Origin of the sequence: Streptomyces sp. NPDC006259, assembly GCF_042870975.1 — a bacterium.
Classification (GTDB): domain Bacteria; phylum Actinomycetota; class Actinomycetes; order Streptomycetales; family Streptomycetaceae; genus Streptomyces.
Genome location: NZ_JBIAHY010000005.1, coordinates 299,944 through 316,528, shown reverse-complemented (window position 1 = coordinate 316,528; position 16,585 = coordinate 299,944). Strand labels below are relative to the sequence as shown.

19 protein-coding genes are annotated in these 16,585 nt (G+C 71.3%); 13 read left to right on the top strand and 6 right to left on the bottom strand.

Annotated elements, in window-relative coordinates; translation table 11 throughout:
• Positions 1 to 30: 30 nt before the first annotated feature.
• The 4 genes from ACFYO5_RS22105 to ACFYO5_RS22090 all read left to right on the top strand — a co-directional run bounded on the left by ACFYO5_RS22105 (position 31) and on the right by ACFYO5_RS22090 (position 1,575).
• On the top strand, positions 31 to 171 hold the full coding sequence (locus ACFYO5_RS22105) for a hypothetical protein (protein WP_388711096.1): 141 nt from the start codon (positions 31 to 33) through the stop codon (positions 169 to 171).
• The gene (locus ACFYO5_RS22100) at positions 168 to 449 is read left to right on the top strand and encodes a DUF6463 family protein (protein ID WP_388711093.1); all 282 of its coding nucleotides are present in this window, start codon (positions 168 to 170) and stop codon (positions 447 to 449) included. Before ACFYO5_RS22105 ends, ACFYO5_RS22100 begins: the two co-directional genes overlap by 4 nt.
• Positions 450 to 453: 4 nt before the next feature.
• On the top strand, positions 454 to 849 hold the full coding sequence (locus ACFYO5_RS22095; protein ID WP_388711090.1) for a DUF3995 domain-containing protein: 396 nt from the start codon (positions 454 to 456) through the stop codon (positions 847 to 849).
• A 135-nt stretch (positions 850 to 984) separates the two neighbouring features.
• Positions 985 to 1,575, top strand: coding sequence for a hypothetical protein (locus ACFYO5_RS22090; protein ID WP_388711087.1), 591 nt, complete (start codon positions 985 to 987; stop codon positions 1,573 to 1,575).
• Between the two features lie 233 nt (positions 1,576 to 1,808).
• On the opposite strand, the gene ACFYO5_RS22085 is transcribed toward ACFYO5_RS22090, so the two are convergent.
• Entirely contained in the window at positions 1,809 to 2,954 is a 1,146-nt protein-coding gene (locus tag ACFYO5_RS22085; protein ID WP_388711084.1) for an epoxide hydrolase family protein, read from the bottom strand.
• Positions 2,955 to 3,017: 63 nt separating this feature from the next.
• Between ACFYO5_RS22085 and ACFYO5_RS22080 the strand changes: the two genes are divergently transcribed.
• The 3 genes from ACFYO5_RS22080 to ACFYO5_RS22070 all read left to right on the top strand — a co-directional run bounded on the left by ACFYO5_RS22080 (position 3,018) and on the right by ACFYO5_RS22070 (position 6,558).
• Positions 3,018 to 3,992: a helix-turn-helix transcriptional regulator gene (locus ACFYO5_RS22080; protein WP_388711081.1), complete on the top strand. Its 975-nt coding sequence runs from the start codon at positions 3,018 to 3,020 to the stop codon at positions 3,990 to 3,992.
• Positions 3,993 to 4,313: 321 nt separating this feature from the next.
• A complete protein-coding gene (locus ACFYO5_RS22075) occupies positions 4,314 to 5,093 on the top strand; it encodes a class I SAM-dependent methyltransferase (protein ID WP_388711078.1) in 780 nt (259 codons plus the stop codon).
• Positions 5,094 to 5,988: 895 nt separating this feature from the next.
• On the top strand, positions 5,989 to 6,558 hold the full coding sequence (locus ACFYO5_RS22070; protein WP_356567813.1) for a DUF6328 family protein: 570 nt from the start codon (positions 5,989 to 5,991) through the stop codon (positions 6,556 to 6,558).
• A 266-nt stretch (positions 6,559 to 6,824) separates the two neighbouring features.
• Here ACFYO5_RS22070 and ACFYO5_RS22065 read toward each other — a convergent pair whose 3' ends face one another.
• Together ACFYO5_RS22065 and ACFYO5_RS22060 are read right to left on the bottom strand one after the other, a co-directional pair.
• A complete protein-coding gene (locus ACFYO5_RS22065; RefSeq protein ID WP_388711074.1) occupies positions 6,825 to 8,549 on the bottom strand; it encodes a SpoIIE family protein phosphatase in 1,725 nt (574 codons plus the stop codon).
• 589 nt (positions 8,550 to 9,138) lie between these two features.
• On the bottom strand, positions 9,139 to 10,074 hold the full coding sequence (locus tag ACFYO5_RS22060; RefSeq protein WP_388711071.1) for a LysR family transcriptional regulator: 936 nt from the start codon (positions 10,072 to 10,074) through the stop codon (positions 9,139 to 9,141).
• Positions 10,075 to 10,187: 113 nt separating this feature from the next.
• Between ACFYO5_RS22060 and ACFYO5_RS22055 the strand changes: the two genes are divergently transcribed.
• Entirely contained in the window at positions 10,188 to 11,069 is an 882-nt protein-coding gene (locus ACFYO5_RS22055; protein ID WP_388711068.1) for an inositol monophosphatase family protein, read from the top strand.
• A 121-nt stretch (positions 11,070 to 11,190) separates the two neighbouring features.
• On the top strand, positions 11,191 to 11,814 hold the full coding sequence (locus ACFYO5_RS22050) for an NAD(P)-dependent oxidoreductase (RefSeq protein WP_388711064.1): 624 nt from the start codon (positions 11,191 to 11,193) through the stop codon (positions 11,812 to 11,814).
• Between the two features lie 120 nt (positions 11,815 to 11,934).
• Here the strand turns inward: ACFYO5_RS22050 and folE are convergent, their stop codons facing one another.
• Positions 11,935 to 12,588, bottom strand: coding sequence for a GTP cyclohydrolase I FolE (gene folE / locus ACFYO5_RS22045; RefSeq protein ID WP_388711061.1), 654 nt, complete (start codon positions 12,586 to 12,588; stop codon positions 11,935 to 11,937).
• Between the two features lies 1 nt (position 12,589).
• Complete coding sequence (locus ACFYO5_RS22040) at positions 12,590 to 12,733, bottom strand: hypothetical protein (RefSeq protein WP_388711058.1); 144 nt, start codon at positions 12,731 to 12,733, stop codon at positions 12,590 to 12,592.
• A gap of 133 nt (positions 12,734 to 12,866) precedes the next feature.
• Between ACFYO5_RS22040 and ACFYO5_RS22035 the strand changes: the two genes are divergently transcribed.
• The 4 genes from ACFYO5_RS22035 to ACFYO5_RS22020 all read left to right on the top strand — a co-directional run bounded on the left by ACFYO5_RS22035 (position 12,867) and on the right by ACFYO5_RS22020 (position 15,802).
• A complete protein-coding gene (locus tag ACFYO5_RS22035; protein WP_388711055.1) occupies positions 12,867 to 13,577 on the top strand; it encodes a helix-turn-helix transcriptional regulator in 711 nt (236 codons plus the stop codon).
• Between the two features lie 452 nt (positions 13,578 to 14,029).
• The gene (locus tag ACFYO5_RS22030) at positions 14,030 to 14,731 is read left to right on the top strand and encodes a hypothetical protein (RefSeq protein WP_356567824.1); all 702 of its coding nucleotides are present in this window, start codon (positions 14,030 to 14,032) and stop codon (positions 14,729 to 14,731) included.
• Position 14,732: 1 nt separating this feature from the next.
• Positions 14,733 to 15,155, top strand: coding sequence for a phage holin family protein (locus tag ACFYO5_RS22025; RefSeq protein ID WP_356567826.1), 423 nt, complete (start codon positions 14,733 to 14,735; stop codon positions 15,153 to 15,155).
• Positions 15,131 to 15,802, top strand: coding sequence for a DUF3618 domain-containing protein (locus tag ACFYO5_RS22020; RefSeq protein WP_388711051.1), 672 nt, complete (start codon positions 15,131 to 15,133; stop codon positions 15,800 to 15,802). The genes ACFYO5_RS22025 and ACFYO5_RS22020 overlap by 25 nt, the downstream gene beginning before the upstream one ends.
• Before the next feature lie 469 nt (positions 15,803 to 16,271).
• Here ACFYO5_RS22020 and ACFYO5_RS22015 read toward each other — a convergent pair whose 3' ends face one another.
• Complete coding sequence (locus ACFYO5_RS22015) at positions 16,272 to 16,580, bottom strand: SCO5918 family protein (protein ID WP_388711048.1); 309 nt, start codon at positions 16,578 to 16,580, stop codon at positions 16,272 to 16,274.
• Between the last annotated feature and the right edge of the window lie 5 nt (positions 16,581 to 16,585).

Sequence of the window (16,585 nt, the reverse complement as noted above, 5' to 3'; positions counted from 1 at the left end):
TCCGCCGGCCCCCTTGGAAGGATCAGCACCATGCCTCCTCCGCTCTACCCGGAATCCCCGGACCCGGCTGCGAACGGCATGCTGAGGTGGGTGCCGAGACTCCTGCTCGTCGCCGGGATGCACTCGATCATCGCCGTGGTCGGCGCCCTCAGCGTTGGGGCGACATCATGAAGGCCGGCGTCATCGGCGCGGTCGGCTCCCACGACGACCGGGCCTCCGTGCTGTGGCTCACGGTCTGCGGCCTGGCGCTCGCCGCGTTGGGCGCGCTCACCCAGTGGATCGTGCGGACCGTCGACCGTCTCCCGCCGCCACTCGGTTTCTGGCTGCCGGCCATCGGCGCGCTGATCGTCGCGCTCCAACCGGTGTCCGGCGGATGGCTCGTCATCGGGATCGGCGGGCTCGCGCTGGTCGCGGCTCGGCGGAGTGGGGAGAAGACGTATGTGGCATGAGGCGGTGGGTACGATCTGCGCGGTGGTCCTGGCCGCGATCGGGGTGTTGCACGTGGTCTGGGGGTTCAGCCCCTGGCCGGCACGGGACCGCGACGAACTGGCGAGCTTCGTCTTCAGCGGGCCGGAGATGCCGTCCCGGACCCCGTGCCTGGCCGTCGGAGGCGCTCTGCTGATCGCGGCCTACGGCGTCCTCGCCGTCGCGGACCTCTGGCCGCGGGTCGGGCCGAACTGGCTCTATCACGTCGGGATCTGGGTCCTGGCCTCGGCCCTCCTCCTGCGCGGCATCGCGGGTCCGCTCCTCAACAGGGGCGCGGGCCGCCGGTTCGCCCGATGGAACCTCATCGCCTACTCGCCGCTGTGCGCGGTCCTGGGACTGTGCGCACTCGTCGTGGCGCAGTGAGGCGACTTCCGCGACCTGCCCGGCGCCCCACACCGCACCTCGGGGCCCCACACCTCGCTCAGCGCCCCACACCGCAACCGTCGGCGCGTTCGGGGAGTCGTACCCGCCGTGATCGAAACACGTACGCATCACGGAGTGAGGTTGTCGCCCGCCGTCCCCGTGGCGGCGGGCCTCGGGAGTCAGGCGCTCGCCGCCTTGGCGAGCTGGAGCAGCCTCTTGCTGGTCGTGCACGGGCGGGTGGTGCCCGGCTGGGGGGTGAGTGCTGTTCTGCTCGTCCTGTCGCTGGTTCCCCGATGGGCCCTCAACCGGGTCGTCCGCCCGGCGGATGCTCCGGGGCTCACGCGAAAGCGATCCGGTTGGCCGCGGCGGGCGAGCGTCCTGCTGATCGTCGCGGCGCTGCTCGGCACTGTGTGGGGAGCGGTGAGCGACCTGGTCTCGGGCGCCGCCTACCACGTGCTGCGCCCTTCCGGGCCAGGCGGTTGCACGGTCGTGGTGCGCGAGACGTCCTTCCTCGTGATCGGCAACGGCGAGGCGTACGCGGTGGGGCGCACGGGTCTTGCCCTGGCCGAGTCGGGGTCCTGGACGGTCGACGATGGTTATCGGCCCGTAGAAGCAGGGACCTACGAGTTGGACTGGGCGCGGGACGGTGGTCTCCTGCGGATCAGCGGTACGAGCACCGATCCGGTCCTCCAGGGGGGATCGGCCGACATCGACTGCGGGTGGTGAGAACTGACACGGCATCGGCGTGCACGCCCGCGGAAAGGGAAGGTCTCCCCGTTCCGCTTGGAATCCGTCGACGTCACTGGCGTTTGCCCGCGGCCACCTGCCCCGGACTCCACATCGGGCGTCCGTGGCGGGTGGCCGCGACCGGCCCGCGCGGTCCGGAGAACGGCCCCCCGGCCGCTACGACCGACGCCGCGCGCGGTCGGAAGCGGCTGTCAGGCGTCCAGGTGCGGCTGTCAGGCCTCAAGGGTGGTGAAGAAGGCACGGACGTCGCTGACGAACGCTTCCGGCTGTTCCATCGAGAGGAAGTTGCCTCCGCGCTCGAACTCGCTCCAGTGGGTGATGTGGTGATCCCGTTCGGCGAAGCGACGGATCGCCACATCGGTGTCGCGGGCGACGGCGACTCCGGTCGGGACGGTGCCGCGCGGCTTCGGGGCCCAGGCGCCGGCGTCGTGACCCGCCTCGTAGTAGAGGTTCGCCGATGAGCCTGCCGTACCGCTGAACCAGTAGACGCTGACGTTGGTCAGCAGGCGGTCACGGCCCACGGCGTCCTCGGGAAGCTCGGCGGCGGGATCCGTCCACTCCTTGAACTTCTCGACGATCCAGGCGAGTTGGCCGACCGGCGAGTCGTGCAGCCCGTAGGCGAGGGTCTGGGGCCGGGTCGACTGGATGGCGTTGAACCCCATCTTGTCCTGCTGGAAGGTCTCCAGTCGGGACAGGCGCTCCTGTTCGGCCTCGGTCAGTCCTTCGAATTCGGCGGGGTCACCGGAGGGGAAGGTGACCAGGCCGTTGACGTGGATGCCGCGCACCCGGTCCGGCGCCTGCCGCCCCATCTCGGCGACGATCCAGGCGCCGCCGCCCGTGCCCTGAACGCCGTAGGCGCCGTAGTCGAGCCGTTCCATCAGCTCGACGAACGCCCCCGCGATGCGTCCGGTGTTCCAGCCGGGGGCGCCGAGCGGGCCGGAGAAGCCGGTGCCGGGGGTGGAGGTCACCACGACATGGAAGTCCTGCGCCAGCGGCCTGATGACGTCGGCGAACTGCACGAACGAGCAGGGCCAGTCATGCACCAGGAGAAGTGGGGAGGCCGCCGGATTCTCCGAACGTATGTGCATGAAGTGCACGTTCTGGCCGTCGATCTCGGTGGTGAACTGGGGGAACTCGTTCAGCTCCGCCTCCGCCTTGCGCCAGTCGAAACCGTCGGCCCAGTACTCGGCGAGCGCCTTGAGGTAGTCGGTCGGCACACCCCGGCTCCAGCCGGCACCGGGGATCTCGCTGCCCCAGCGGGTCCGCACCAGACGATCACGGAGATCGTCGAGGGCGTCCTGCGCGATGTCGATGCGGAACGGGTGGATCAGGGCCTCGGTGTTGCTCTTGCTCTCCATGAGTAGGACAGTAGTTCCTCTATAGGTGCGGTACGTTCCTAATGACACGTCAGGCTCCTTTCCATGCTTGCCACTTCGGCGCGACTGCTGCGCCTCCTGTCCCTGTTGCAGACGCCCAGGAGCTGGTCCGGATCGGAACTGGCCGAGCGCTTGGGCGTCACCGGGCGCACCGTCCGCAACGACATCGACCGGCTCCGCGAACTCGGTTATCCCGTGGACGCCACCCGCGGAGCCACCGGTGGCTACCGGCTGGGCGCCGGGGCGGCCATGCCGCCGCTGCTCCTCGATGACGACGAGGCCGTCGCGGTGACGATCGCCCTGCGCACCGCCGCACAGGGCACCGTTCCCGGCACAGAGGAAACATCGCTCCAGGCGCTGGCCAAGCTGGAGTGTGTGCTGCCCTCGCGGCTGCGCCGACGGGTCCGGGCGCTCCAGGCGTACACCGTCACCGTGCCGGCCGACCGTCCGGCCGCGAGCGTCTCCGCGGACGTCCTGAGCATCGTCGCGTCCGCCTGCCGTGACCGGGAACAGCTGCGCTTCGACTATCTGGACCATGCGGGATCGCCCACCCGCAGGGTCGTGGAGCCGCATCGGGCGGTCAACTGGGGGCGGCGCTGGTATCTGGTCGCATGGGACGTCGAGCGCGAGGACTGGCGGACGTTCAGGGTCGACCGGATGCGGCCCCGCACCCCGACCGGGCCGCGCTTCACGCCCCGCGAACCACCCGACGGCGACATCGCCGCGTACGTCTCCACACGCGTGTCGAGCGCCGCCTGGCGGTACCACGCACGGGTGACCGTGCACGCCCCGGCAACGGCGGTGGCCGAACGGATCACCTCCGCGGTCGGCGCGGTCGAGGCGATCGACGCCGACAGCTGTGTCCTGGTCACCGGTGCCGACACCGTGCAGACCCTCGCCGTCCATCTCGGCATGCTCGACTTCGACTTCGACGTCACCGAGCCGCCGGAACTCGTCGCCCACCTGCGCCGACTCGCGGACCGCTACGGCCGTTCGACACCACCGATCCGGTCCGCGTGACCTCCGGTGAGCACGTGAACCGCCGTCGAAGACGTTCGAGCAGCCGTCGACGCGGACGGGTGGGACCGCAGGCAGGCTTGGACGGTCCGCCGGGCGCCACCGTCGCCGACGTACTCCCCCACCGGTCCCGACCGCCGCAAGAGGTCACCCGGCGGTCCGCGACCCCGTCCACCGCACGCCTCGACACGGTTTCCCGGCTCCTGAGCCAGAACCGTCCGGCAGCGATCAGGTTCCGGGCGGGCCGTTCGTGGGAGCCGCCCCGGCGGGCCGGAGGGGCACAGTGTCCTGGTCGACCGGCGGCGACCCCGGTATCGTCAGCGGATGGACAAGGGCCAACGGCTGCTCCACGCCTCGTCGTTCGGCGCGGCGGCGGTCGCGTACGCCGAGCACCGTCCGGGCTACGCACGGGACGCGGTGCGCTGGGCGCTCGAGCCCGCGCCCGGCCCCCGCGTGCTCGACCTCGGGGCCGGAACCGGCAAACTGACCGGCACGCTGGTCGCGCTCGGTGCCGAGGTCGTCGCGGTCGAGCCCGACCCGGCGATGCTGACCGAGCTACGCCGCTCGCTGCCGGCTGTCCGTGCCCTGCCCGGTAGTGCCGAAGCGATCCCGCTGCCTGACGCGTCCGTCGATGCCGTGCTGGCCGGCAACGCCATGCACTGGTTCGACATGGCCGTCGCGGGACCCGAGATCGCCAGGGTCCTCACGCCCAGCGGCATTCTGGCCGGCCTGTGGAACGTCATGGACGACAGAGTGGAGTGGGTGGCCGGGCTCGCGCAGGTCAGCGGGAGCGCTGCCATCGGCCCGCGTGACACGCCCACCAGCTGGCGTGCCGAAACGGCCGACGCACACCTTCCACGCACCGGCGCGGCCGCCCGGTTCGCCTCGCCGCGGCAGGCCGAGTTCCCGCACGGGCAGCGCCGCACCGCCGACTCCCTCGTCGCGACCCTGGCCACCCGCGCGGGCATGCTGGTCATGCCTGAACAGGAACGGCAGGCCACGCTGGACCGGATCCGCGCCTACCTCTCCGGCAGGCCGGAGACCGCCCGCGGGGCGTTCACACTCCCGATGCTGACCGGCGTGCTGCGCGTCCGACGGTTGTGAGCATGGCGACGACGCCCGGGTCCGGCACACGGCCGCGAGCGGGCGGGGACCGGTCGGGGTGAGCGTCTCGACGGGGCGCGAGACGGTCGGCCCGTGCGCGACGGGCACGGACACGGCCACGGACACGGACACGCCCAACGGAGTCCACAGGACCCGCCGGGCCGGCATGCGGCGTCATGCCCGCACCGAGCGGCGCGCGCGGGACATGCCGCTCACCGAGGCGTTCTGCCTGCTGTGCGGGCCGAGGCAGCACCTTCCGGGTGAGCGGGTTCCCCCGGACCACTGCCGCGGGACCGGCGTCGCCACCGGTCGACGGCTGGCCAACCCGGCCCCGCCGGACGGGAGTTGACTGACAGGCACTCACCTCTGCCGCCGTCCCGCCGCCGCGATCCTCCACCGCGGATGCCGACGAGGCTTGCGTTGTCCCCGCTGCGCGTGCCACGGGTACGCGGCGTCGAGGACTTGCCCCGAAGCGGCGCCACCCATGGGCCACCGGCGTCAACGACGCCGACACCGGCGCGCGGAGCGCCGTACCGCCGCACCGCCCGGCCGCAGTCGGAGTCCGAACCTCAGTCAGTCTCCGTGTCGATGTCTGTGTCCGTGTCACCGTGGGCCGCGGCTCGGGAGGCACCCGTTCGGCGGTCCCGTGAGCCATCGGACGGCCGGATACGACACACTCGATGCATAAGTCCCTCCCGAAGACGGTCGGCCGGGCATCACGGTGGGACACGAGGACCGCCGAGCGGCGAGTGGCTCGACACCTCCCACCACGCCCGCGATCCGCGCCAGTTCGCCGCTCGTTCAGCGTCGGCGACGCTCGTGATCAATAGGCCTGGGACCTGCATGGAAGGAGCCTGAGCGGGGCAAACGGTCTCCCTGGGATTTGGAGGAAGTCATGACCATGATGGAGCAGCCGGTCGAGCTCGCGGGGGAGGACACCGCTTGCTGCATACGGCACGACGGCCACCGTCCGGGGCCCGAAGCGGAAGCGCCGGAATCAGCGCGCGAGCGGGTCAACCGGCGCTGGCACGAGATCCTGCAGGAGACGCGGGTCACCCAGACGGGCGTGCAGATCCTTTTCGGGTTCCTGCTGAGTGTGGCCTTCACCCCCCTGTTCCGGGAGTTGGAGACGTTCGACCGCGTCATCTACGTGATCACCGTGGTGCTCGGCGCGGCGGCCACCGGATCGCTGATAGCACCTGTCTCCATCCACCGGTTCCTGTCCGGTCAGCGCTTGAAGGACGAGGTGGTGGAAGCCGCCGGCCGCTTGATGATCTGCGGCATGGTCCTCCTCGCGCTCACCATCGGCTGCACCCTCCTGCTGATTCTTCGCGTCGTGGTGCCCGGCGTCCTCGCCGAGGTGCTCGTCGCCGGGGTCATGCTGTGGTTCGGCCTCTGCTGGTACGTGCTGCCCCTGCGCCTGCGGCGACGCGCCGCACGGCGTTCCCGCACCGAGGCCGCGTAACGCCACCAGGGCACGGGACGGGCAAGGCGCCGTGCACGAGGGGGCCGTCGCGGGGGCGGCCCTTCACGGCACCGCGAGGCGAGGGGGGAAGCCGGAAGGTGTTCGCTCACCGCGCGTGCTCCGTGGCCGGTGCTCTCCCCGCCGACGACCGGGGTGCTGCCGCCGCGCCTACCGGTGGCCGTCGCCCACCCTGGTGCTCCGTCCCGGTCGACGTACCGCTAGGGCGGCGGAACCGCGCGGTGCGAGGACTTCCGGCGCCGCCCTCCTCATGCGGGGCGGGGTATGCGCACCGCGAGCATGGCCACGTCGTCGTCGTTGTCCCTGGGGCGGACCTCGTCCAGCAGGGAGTCGCAGAAGGATTCGAGGGGGCGGTGCGCGAGGGAGGCCGCGTGCCGGCGCAGCCGGCTCAGTCCGTGGTCGATGGAGCGGCGGGGAGCCTCTATCAGGCCGTCGGTGTAGAGCACGAGCGTGGCCTCGGGAGGCAGCACGATGTCGGTGTCGGGACGAGGACGGGTGACTCCGGTCCCGAGCAGAATGCCCGAGGCGTCGTCGAGGTAGTGGGCCCGCCCGTCGTGGGTGATCAGCAGCGGGGGTGGGTGGCCGGCGTTCGTCCAGCACAGTCGCCACAGCTTGTCGTCGCCGAGTGCGAGTCTGGCCAGAATCATGGTCGCCATGGGCACCTCGACTATGTGCCTCACGGCCTCGTCGAGCTGCGTGACGACAGCGCTGGGGGCGGCCTCCGGCCGGGACCACGCGAAGGCACGCAGCATGTTGCGGACCTGCGCCATGCCCGCCGCGGCGTCGAGATCATGTCCGACGACGTCACCGATGACCAGTGCGTGGGCGTCGGGGGCCAGGGCGAACGCGTCGTACCAGTCCCCACCGACCGAGGAGGCGTGCGGGGCGGGCACGTACCGCGCCGTCATCTCCAGGCCGGGGACCATGGGGAGCTGGGGCAGCAGGTGGCGCTGCATGGTTTCGGCGACTTTGCGCTGACGCTGGTAGAGGCGCGCGTTGTCCAGCGCCAGACCCGCGCGGCGGGTGAGGTCCTCCAGCAGTGGCAGGTCGGCGCCGGTGAAGGCGTCCTGGCGCTGTGAGCGGCCCAGGGTCAGGGCGCCCAGGACGTCGCGCAGACCGCGGATGGGCGCGATGGCGGCGGAGTGCATGCCCGTCTCGGTGAAGAGACGACGTTGCTCGACCGCGATACCCGAATCTGGCGGGCCCTGATACGTGGAAGGGCCGGCGAGGGAGGAGGCGGCACCGCGCAGAGCACGCGACAGGGGCATCGGCGACTCCTCCGCCACGGGCGGCATGGGGCCCTGAAGGTCGCCCCGCTCGACCAGAGTGCCGTCCTTGTGCTCCATCACCAGGACCCGTCGTACCTCGTCCCTCTCGGTCAGCAGGTCGAACACCGCCCAGTCCGCCAGCCGCGGCACGGTCAGGGCTGCCAGCCGGTGCAGCGCCTCGTTCACGTCCAGGGTCGACGTGAGCCGTGTGGTCGTCTCCGCCAACAGGGCCAGGCGATCGAGTTCGGTCAGCGCCGTGGTCGTCGCCTCGCCGCTGTGGTGCGTTTCCTCGGGTCTGAACTCGTACATCAGTACCAGCGCGCCATTCACCCCTGGAGTGAGTGCATAGGGCGTGACCAGCCATGACAACCGGATGAGGGCGCCGTCCCCGCAGGAGAACCATCCGATGTCGTCGTGCGCGGTGCTCCTTGTGAGAAGTGCCCTTCTCATCCGGCAGCTTGTCCGGGGCACGGTATTGCCGTGACTGTCCCGGTGCAGCAGATCGTGGGAGTCCTGCCCGAGAAGGTCCTTGGCGTCTCTGGCCAGCAAGGTCTGGGCCGCGCTATTGACCGCGACGATGACGCCGTCGTCGTTGACCGCGATGGCGCACGTGTCGATGTCCTCCAGCATCCTGTCGAGGAGCGTGCCAGGCCGCGCCTGGTGGCCTGGCACGGAGCAGCCCGTACCGGGGTCAGCGACGTCCATGGCACTCCTTCGGCCGGATGAATCGGAATTCTCCCGGTTACCCCGACAGGTTCGTCACATGCGTCATACGCCGCACAGCCTCACGGCCACCCGCACGGCCGCCGCTGTCAATGCCCAGGATTCCACACCGGAACATCCATGTCATCCGCCGCCATGAAATCGAGCTGAATCGGGGTGCGCGAGGCGCCGATCCCGCAGTCCCCTGAGAAGTCCCTTTCCCTTGCCGGGCGGGGAATCGACGCGTGCGTGCAGTACCAGTCGGTCAACCCCGCACGTTCCGCATCCGACGGAGACGAGAAGGCGATTTCCGGCGCTCTTTTCCGCGGCCGACGGGGCTCATCGCGCTCTTTTCCGCGGCGACGGGGTTTATCGGCGCCCTCTCCCGCGGTCGGCGATATCCGACTGCCCCGCGCGAGGGAGTTGACGTACCGGTATACGCCGAAGCGTCCAGAAGAGGAGCCTCCGTCCCGCCAGGGGCACAGGGTCCGAGTTGACGAACAACCCGCGGTCGACGAGCTTCGCCGACCGCGCGGCCACGCGCGAACCGACCTCTGGCAGCCGGCCCCTGGGTCAGGCGCCCTCCGACACGTCACAGGAGTGCGGCGCCCGTCGGTTGTTCGTCGGTGACGCCGCACGCCAGGCGCAGGGCGGTGCGGACCTGCCCGCGCAGCCACGCGTGGGCAGGATCGTTGTCGTAGCGCTGATGCCAGGCGAGGTGGATGGGGACGGCGGGCATGGTCAGCGGCAGGGGTCGGGTGCGGAGACCGAAAGCCTCCAGGAGGGGACGGCTGATGAGTTCGGGGACCGCGGCGACGAGGTCGTGGTGGCGGACGAACTGCAGGGCTGTGGCGTTGGTGGGGGTGGCGGCCACCACCTGTCGGCTCATGCCCTGGGCCTCCAGCGCGTCGTCGATGGGGTCGCGCAGCCGACCCCTGCGGGAGACGGTCACGTGGTCGGCGGCCGCGTAGTCCTGGAGCGTGAGCGGTCCGCGGCACAGCGGGTGGGCGGGGCGCAGGGCGAGGACGAGCCGGTCGTGGCTCACGGTCTCGTGGCGGATCTCCGGAGAGGACGGTTCGCTGGATCCGGCTTCGAGGTCGACGTCCCCTCGTCGCGGGTCATGGGTGTCGGTGCCGGCTTCGGCCAGGATGCGCAGCCGCACTCCGGGTGCCTCGGCGCGCAAGGAGTGGAGGAGGGCGGGGCCGGCTGCCGCCGACAGGGCGTCGTGCCATTTCAGGATGAAGGTCCGCTTCAGGGCTGCCAGGTCGACCTCCGCCTGGGGGGAGAGGACCCTCTGGGCCTGCTGAACCAGGTCGTGCACGGTGGCGCGCAGAGCGAGGGCGTGGGGCGTGGGGGTCATGGTTCGGCCGGTGCGCACGAGGATCTGGTCCCCGGTGATCCGGCGGATCCGGCCCAGGGTGCGGCTCATCGCGGGGGCCGAGACATGGAGGCGGGCGGCGGCGTCCGTCACGCTGCCCTCCTCCAGCAGGGCGTCGAGGGCGGTGAGCAGATTCAAGTCCAATTGCATATGGGTAAATCCAGTCGTAACTAGATTGCATTTGAAGTTAATGATGCCTGGTCCTAACGTCGAAGGCGAACGGTCCGAGGCCGTGCAACTCCCTTCCTCCGTCAGGAGCGCTCATGAACGCCATATCCGCCGCCCGCACCGTCTCCGCCGAGATCCCTGAGTCCGCCGCGCCCGCCGAGTCCGCCGAGGCTTCTTCTGCTACGGCGCGGCTCGAAGCGGTTCTGGAGCGGGCCGTGACGATCGTGAAGACCGCCGCGGCCCATCTGCTCGAGCGTTACGACGTCGGCGCGCGCCCCGGTGACCTCGACGAGATCGTCCGCGCCATCCACGCCAATGACGAGGCGGTCCTGCCACTCGTCAGGCAGCCGCTGCTCGAGGCGCTGCCCGGCTCCCGGTGGGTGGACGACGAACTGGCCGGTGGCGTGCTGCCCGAGGGCGACTGGTGGGTGGTGGACACGGCCGAGGGCAACATCAACCACATCCACGGCATGGACGAATGGGCGGTGACCGCCGCCCTGGTGCGGGACAACGCTCCGGTGCTGAGCGTGGTGCACCTCCCGCTCACGGGCGACACCTACACCGCCGTGAGGGGCAGGGGCGCTCGTCTCAACGGTGAGGTGCTGCGCGCGTCCGCCAAGACCGACCTGGGGGCGGCGCTGGTGGGCACCGGCCAGGCCAAGCCCGGAGAGGATGAGCAGGCCCTGCGCCGCATGGGCGCCTCGGTCACCGCCATGCTGATCAACGCCTTGGTCGTGCGGGTCTCGGTGCCGGCCACGATGCAGCTCATCCACGTCGCCTCCGGCCGCATGGACGCCTTCTGGCAGTTCTCCGACGTGCGCTCCGGCCTCCTGCCCGGTGCGCTGCTGGTCTCGGAGGCCGGCGGCACCGTCACGGACACACGGGGGGAACCGTGGAGTCTGGCCGGCGCGGACTTCCTGGCCTCCGCTCCCGGCGTGCACACGCGGGTCGTCGGCATCCTGTCCGACGTGGACTGACCTGCGCCGCCCCGCCCGCGTCCACCCCGGGCCGGCCCGGGCCGCCAGGCACTCCATCGTGCGTGCCTCCCCGTCGCCCTTCCCCGCGCCCCCCTCCCCCGCGCCACAACTGGAGATGACCGTGAAGATCGCCGTACTCGGTTCGACCGGACAGACCGGCCGCCTGGTGCTCGCGCGCGCCTTGGCACGCGGGCACGACGTCATAGCCCTGGCCCGCCGACCGGAGCAGGTCGAGGCGCCTGCCTCCGGAAACCTTCGAGTGGTCAGGGCGGACGTGACCGTTCCGGGCAGTGTCGCCACCGCTGTCGAGGGCGCTGACGTCGTCGTGAGCGCCCTGGGCATCACCAAGAGACAGGACCCCGCCGTCCTCGTGGAAGGCGCTCGTCAGATCGCCTCGGCCGCACCGCGCGTCATCTGGCTCACGTCCCTCGGCATGGGCGCCACCCAAGGAGCACTCGGTGTCGTCAACGGCGCCCTCCTCAGGCGCATTCTGCGCCACGAATGGAAGGCCAAGGGCCTCGCCGGCCGTGCGGTCCGCGACGCGGGCGGAACCACCGTCCATGCCGGGCCGCTGACCGGCAGGCCGTACCGGGACGACGGACGCCTCGTCCCCGCCCAGGAGTTCAGGCCTCGAATGATCCCGCCCATGGCACCGCGCGCGGGAATCGCCGCCCTCATGGTCGCGGAAGCGGAAACGCCGCAGCGCGCCGACGCGGACACCGTCGCCCTGTTCGAGCACCGCTGAGCCGCTGCCCACTCCGCGGCGGCACAGCGGCACAGCGGCAAGGGTGGGAGGGCCCCTGTCCGCGGGGGTGCCGAGCCTTTCGTCCGTGCGAGGTGGCGTACGCGCGGAGGCGCGGGTGGCTCAGGAACGCAGTCCGGTCAGGGCGAGGAACTCACTGCGGGAGCGGGCGTCGCTGCGCAGGGTGCCGAGGAGGGTGGAGGTGAGGGTGCTGGCACCGGTGGCCCGCACACCGCGCAGCGTCATGCAGGTGTGTTCGGCTTCGATGACGACACCGACGCCCTTGGGTTCCAGATGCGTCTGCAACCAGTCGGCGACCTGCTTGGTCAGGCGCTCCTGGACCTGGGGGCGGCAGGCGAAGTGCTCGACGACGCGGGCCAGTTTCGACAGGCCCAGGATGCGCCGGCCGGGCAGGTAGCCGACGTGGGCGGTGCCGACGAAGGGCAGCAGGTGGTGTTCGCACACCGACCGCAGCGGGATGCTGCGGGCCAGTACGAGTTCGTCGTAGTCCTCGTCGTTGGGGAAGGTGGTCAGCTCGAACGGGCGGGGGCTGAACAGTTCGGCGTAGGCGCGGGCCATCCGGCCCGGGGTGCCGCGCAGGCTCTCGGAGGTCGTGCTGATGCCGAGAGCCCGCAGGAACTGACCCGCCGCGTGTTCGGCGGCGGCCAGGTCGACGCCGTCCGTTTCGTGGACGACGTGCAGCGGCGTGGCCGCCGGAGTCGGTATCGGCGAAGCGTCCGAAGGGACGGGTACGGGGGTGCGGGCGGACTGGGTCATGTCAGCTGCCGCCGATCCCGAGAGCGGTCGGCAGGACCAGGACGACGGTGACGACGGCGAACAGGCCGTGTCCGGCGACCACCGGTACGGGGAAGAACGGCGCGCTCACCGACCGTTTCGACTGCTGGTGCAGGGGATCATCCATGCCGAACCACCTCCAGTTTCACCAATGAATCTTTCCGTTATTCGGCGCGGTGGTCAAGTAGGCCTGATGAGCCTGCCGGCGAAACCCCTCCACCCACCGGTCCGGGGGTTACTTTGGGAAGGTGGCTTCCGACATGACTGAGCCGCCCTCCACGGGTGACGCGGCGATCGACTCCCTCAGCGCCCTCGGTGAGGACTCCCGACGGCAGATGTACGCCTTCATCCGTCGCGCCCGCCGGCCCGTGACCCGGGACGAGGCGGCCGAGAGCGTCGGCATATCCCGCAAGCTCGCCGCCTTCCACCTCGACAAGCTCGTCGACGTCGGCCTGCTGCGCGCCCGCTACGGAGCGCCGGGTGCGATCCGCAAAGTCGGACGGCAGCCCAAGGTCTACGAGCCCACCGACACCGAAGTCCGCGTGAGCATCCCCGACCGACGCCACGAACTGCTGGCCGACCTGCTCCTCGAGGCCGTCCTGACCGAAGGCGACGACGAGACCGCCGCGCAGGCGGCCGTACGCACCGCCGGGCAGCGCGGCCGGGAACGGGGCGAGGCCGAACTCGAGCGGACTCGCCCCGGCCGGATCGGCGCCGAGCGCGGTCTCACCTCCTGCGAGCGCATGCTCGACCAGCACGGCTTCGAGCCCTACCGCGAATCCCCCGGCCGGCTGCGCCTCCACAACTGCCCCTTCCACCCCTTGGCGGCCCAGGCCCCCGACCTGGTGTGCGGCATGAACCACGCCTTCATCACGGGCTACCTCCAGGCGATGGGCATCACCGGCGTGACGGCCGTCCTCGCACCCCGCCCGGGGGAGTGCTGCGTCCAGCTCGGCCCCGCCGACGCGTAGCGGGTGGCGCACCCGCCTCCGCACCACCGCCGTCACGAGCGGCCGAGCAGGCGTGGGAGTCACGGCCGCGTCGCGCTGCGAGACGTCCGACACCGAGGTCAGCATCGGCCCGGAGGGGCTTTTCCGTCGGCCCTCGCCGTCGGCGTCTCCCCGTCCATGACCAGAGCGCTCCGCGTTCCACCGCCCGGTGACGTTCTCGACGTTCGACGTTCACGGAACAGGCATCCGCCGCGATGCGGAAGAAGCGGGGCCGCCGGGCACCGCGGACGGCCGTCCGGCGTACGGCGCCCGGTCGATGGGCGCGGGGAGGAGCCGGGACGCATTCTTCCTTGACGTCCTCAAGATGTGTCAGACATGGATAAAGGGCCACTCGGGGTGAGAACGGACGGTTACGTGATGTCCGGCGTACCGCCTCCCGTATCCGCAGCACATCCGATGAGGAGAAGCCGCCGATGACTGAGTCCATACAGACCGGATCCGGAACCGGAACCGGGACCACCCGAGAGAAGGCCAAGGCGGAGACCTCGGCCACGGCCGGCCGGGCCAAGGAGGCCGCGACCCAGGTGGCGGGAACCGCGGCGGAGCAGGCACAGAGCGTGGTAGGTGAAGCACGGCAGCAGGCGGGCACTGTCATCGAGGAGCTGCGGCACCGTGCGATGAACGAGGCCGAGGGCCAGACCAAGCGGGCCGCCGACACGCTCCGGCAGTGGGCGAGCGACCTCTCCGGCCTGGCCGAGAACGCCCAGAGCGACTCCCCGGCCCGCAGCCTCGCGGCCCAGGCGGCCGACAAGGGCCACCGGGCGGCCGACTACCTGGACAAGCAGGGCGTCGACGGCCTCGTCTCCGACCTGCAGGGCTTCGCCCGCCGTCGACCGGGCGCGTTCCTCGGGGGCGCTGTGCTGGCCGGCCTGGCGGTCGGACGCCTGGCGCGGGCGGCAGGATCCGCCCGGTCGGGTGGAGACGGCCGCCAGCAGACCACCGCCGCGCCGGACCAGGGCACGCTGAACGCCCCGGCCTCCCCGGCTCTGCCGACCGGTTCCCCGACGGAGAGCGTCCCCAGCGCACCTCCCGAGGCGCCTCCCGTTCCGCCGCTCCCCCCGATGACCGGTACGCCGCCGGCGGGAACAACGGGTCGTCCGCTGCCGGAGGTGTGAGATGGCTTCGATCTCCCCCAGGCCCGGCCCGGCCGAACCGCGGGAGCAGGACCGGTCCGTGGGGCAGCTGCTTTCCGTGGTGACCGCTGACCTCCAGACCCTCTTCCGTCAGGAGGTCGAACTGGCCAAGACGGAGATCAGGGAAGAAGCGACCAAGGCGGGCAAGGCCGCCGGGATGTTCGGCGGTGCCGGATTCGCCGGCTACATGGTCCTGTTGTTCCTGTCGCTGGCCGCTGTGCTCGGCCTGGCCAACGTCATGGACGGGGGCTGGGCCGCCCTGATCGTCACCGCCGTGTGGGCGGTCGTCGCGGCCGTTCTGTACCAGAAGGGCCGCGAACGGATGAACACCGTCTCCCCGAAACCCGAGCGCACCGTCGAGACCATGAAGGAGAACGCGGAATGGGCACGTCACCCGACCAAATGAGGGCCGAGATCGAGGCCACGCGCGGCCGGCTGTCCGCGGACGTGGACCAGCTCGCCGATCACACCAGTCCTCGACGGGCGGTACGCCGCCGCAAGGAGAGGATGCGCGGCACCATGTCGGGCCTCCGTGAGCGAGTCATGGGCACGGCGTCGGACACGGCACACGGTGTGACCAACACCGCGCAGTCCGCCGCCGGTTCCCTCCAGGACGGCACCGCACGGGCGGCCGACTCGGTGCGGGACACCGCCGGCCAGGCGGGCCAAGCCGTCCAGCAGGCGCCCGACCTGGCCCGTCGTCAGACCCGCGGCAACCCGTTGGCCGCCGGCCTGGTCGCCTTCGGCGTCGGCGTGCTGGCCTCCTCCTTGCTTCCCGCCTCCGAGGCCGAGCAGCAGAAGGCCGCCGCCCTCATGGACAGCGAGGCACTGGAGCCCGTCAAGCAGGCGGCCGGCGAGTCCGCGCAGCACCTGAAGGAAGGCGCCAGGGAGGTGACGCAGAGTGCGGCCGCCGAGGTCAAGGACAGTGCCGCGCAAGCCGCCCGCTCCACACAGGAGGAGGCCCGCGGCCAGGCCGGCCAGGTCACGGAGCAGGCACGTGACTCCGGCCGACAGCTCGCGGACGAGGCACGGCCCGGTTCCGGTTCGAGCTGAGTCCCGCTACCCCGAGGAGCCGGCAGCGGGATACGTGGTCCCGGAGGATGCCGACACCGTGAGCCTGCGGGACGACCGGCGCGCATCGCTCCGGAAGCCCTCCGGGCTGACGCCGGCCGCTTCGGTTCCGCCCCTGCCCGGCCTGCCGACACGACGCCCCTCCCCCGCCGGTGGCAACCGCTCCTCAGCCCCACCGGACCTCCTGGGCTGAGGCGAGCCGGCCGTCGGCGCCGCCGCCTCTCCCCCACCCCTGGTGCGGGAAGAGGCGGCGAGCCGCACGTCAGCGCGATACGGGGTGGGCAGCGGCGCTGGGCGCCGTGGCTGTGGCCGTGAATGTGGCTATGGCTGTGGCTGTGCGCGCGACGGCCTACTGCCCTGCCCGTCAGGAGTGCAGCACGCGATGTGGGCCCGACCGGCGCACCGGTCGGGCCCACATCGCGGGTCGGTTGTCAGCTGCTCCGTCCCCGGGTCAGACGGCCATGGGGGTGCCCAGCATCGCGGAAGCCTCCTGGAGCGGGCTGAGGACGCGCACGGGCTCGGCCGCGGGGAGGGTACGGCACGTGAAGCCGAGCCGCGCCATGGCCCGGAGGACTTCGGCGGCACTGAAGTCACGGCGGTCCTGGCGGGTGATGACCTGCCCGACCTGCTTGACGGGGTAGTGGCGGCGACCGATGATCACGGATTCGCCCGTGACCGCTTCGGGCTTGACGCCCTTCATGGTCTCCAGCACGCCGTTCTTGGTGAGTTCGAAGGGGAAGCGGGCGATGACACAGCGCATGAGAC

Coding starts and splice junctions, on each gene's coding strand:
- ACFYO5_RS22105 (WP_388711096.1), top strand. CDS start 31: ATGCCTCCTCCGCTCTACCCGGAATCCCCGGACCCGGCTGCGAACGGC.
- ACFYO5_RS22100 (WP_388711093.1), top strand. CDS start 168: ATGAAGGCCGGCGTCATCGGCGCGGTCGGCTCCCACGACGACCGGGCC.
- ACFYO5_RS22085 (WP_388711084.1), bottom strand. CDS start 2,954: ATGGAGAGCAAGAGCAACACCGAGGCCCTGATCCACCCGTTCCGCATC.
- ACFYO5_RS22080 (WP_388711081.1), top strand. CDS start 3,018: ATGCTTGCCACTTCGGCGCGACTGCTGCGCCTCCTGTCCCTGTTGCAG.
- ACFYO5_RS22075 (WP_388711078.1), top strand. CDS start 4,314: ATGGACAAGGGCCAACGGCTGCTCCACGCCTCGTCGTTCGGCGCGGCG.
- ACFYO5_RS22070 (WP_356567813.1), top strand. CDS start 5,989: ATGACCATGATGGAGCAGCCGGTCGAGCTCGCGGGGGAGGACACCGCT.
- ACFYO5_RS22065 (WP_388711074.1), bottom strand. CDS start 8,549: ATGGACGTCGCTGACCCCGGTACGGGCTGCTCCGTGCCAGGCCACCAG.
- ACFYO5_RS22060 (WP_388711071.1), bottom strand. CDS start 10,074: ATGCAATTGGACTTGAATCTGCTCACCGCCCTCGACGCCCTGCTGGAG.
- ACFYO5_RS22055 (WP_388711068.1), top strand. CDS start 10,188: ATGAACGCCATATCCGCCGCCCGCACCGTCTCCGCCGAGATCCCTGAG.
- folE (WP_388711061.1), bottom strand. CDS start 12,588: ATGACCCAGTCCGCCCGCACCCCCGTACCCGTCCCTTCGGACGCTTCG.
- ACFYO5_RS22040 (WP_388711058.1), bottom strand. CDS start 12,733: ATGGATGATCCCCTGCACCAGCAGTCGAAACGGTCGGTGAGCGCGCCG.
- ACFYO5_RS22035 (WP_388711055.1), top strand. CDS start 12,867: ATGACTGAGCCGCCCTCCACGGGTGACGCGGCGATCGACTCCCTCAGC.
- ACFYO5_RS22030 (WP_356567824.1), top strand. CDS start 14,030: ATGACTGAGTCCATACAGACCGGATCCGGAACCGGAACCGGGACCACC.
- ACFYO5_RS22025 (WP_356567826.1), top strand. CDS start 14,733: ATGGCTTCGATCTCCCCCAGGCCCGGCCCGGCCGAACCGCGGGAGCAG.
- ACFYO5_RS22020 (WP_388711051.1), top strand. CDS start 15,131: ATGGGCACGTCACCCGACCAAATGAGGGCCGAGATCGAGGCCACGCGC.
- ACFYO5_RS22015 (WP_388711048.1), bottom strand. CDS start 16,580: ATGCGCTGTGTCATCGCCCGCTTCCCCTTCGAACTCACCAAGAACGGC.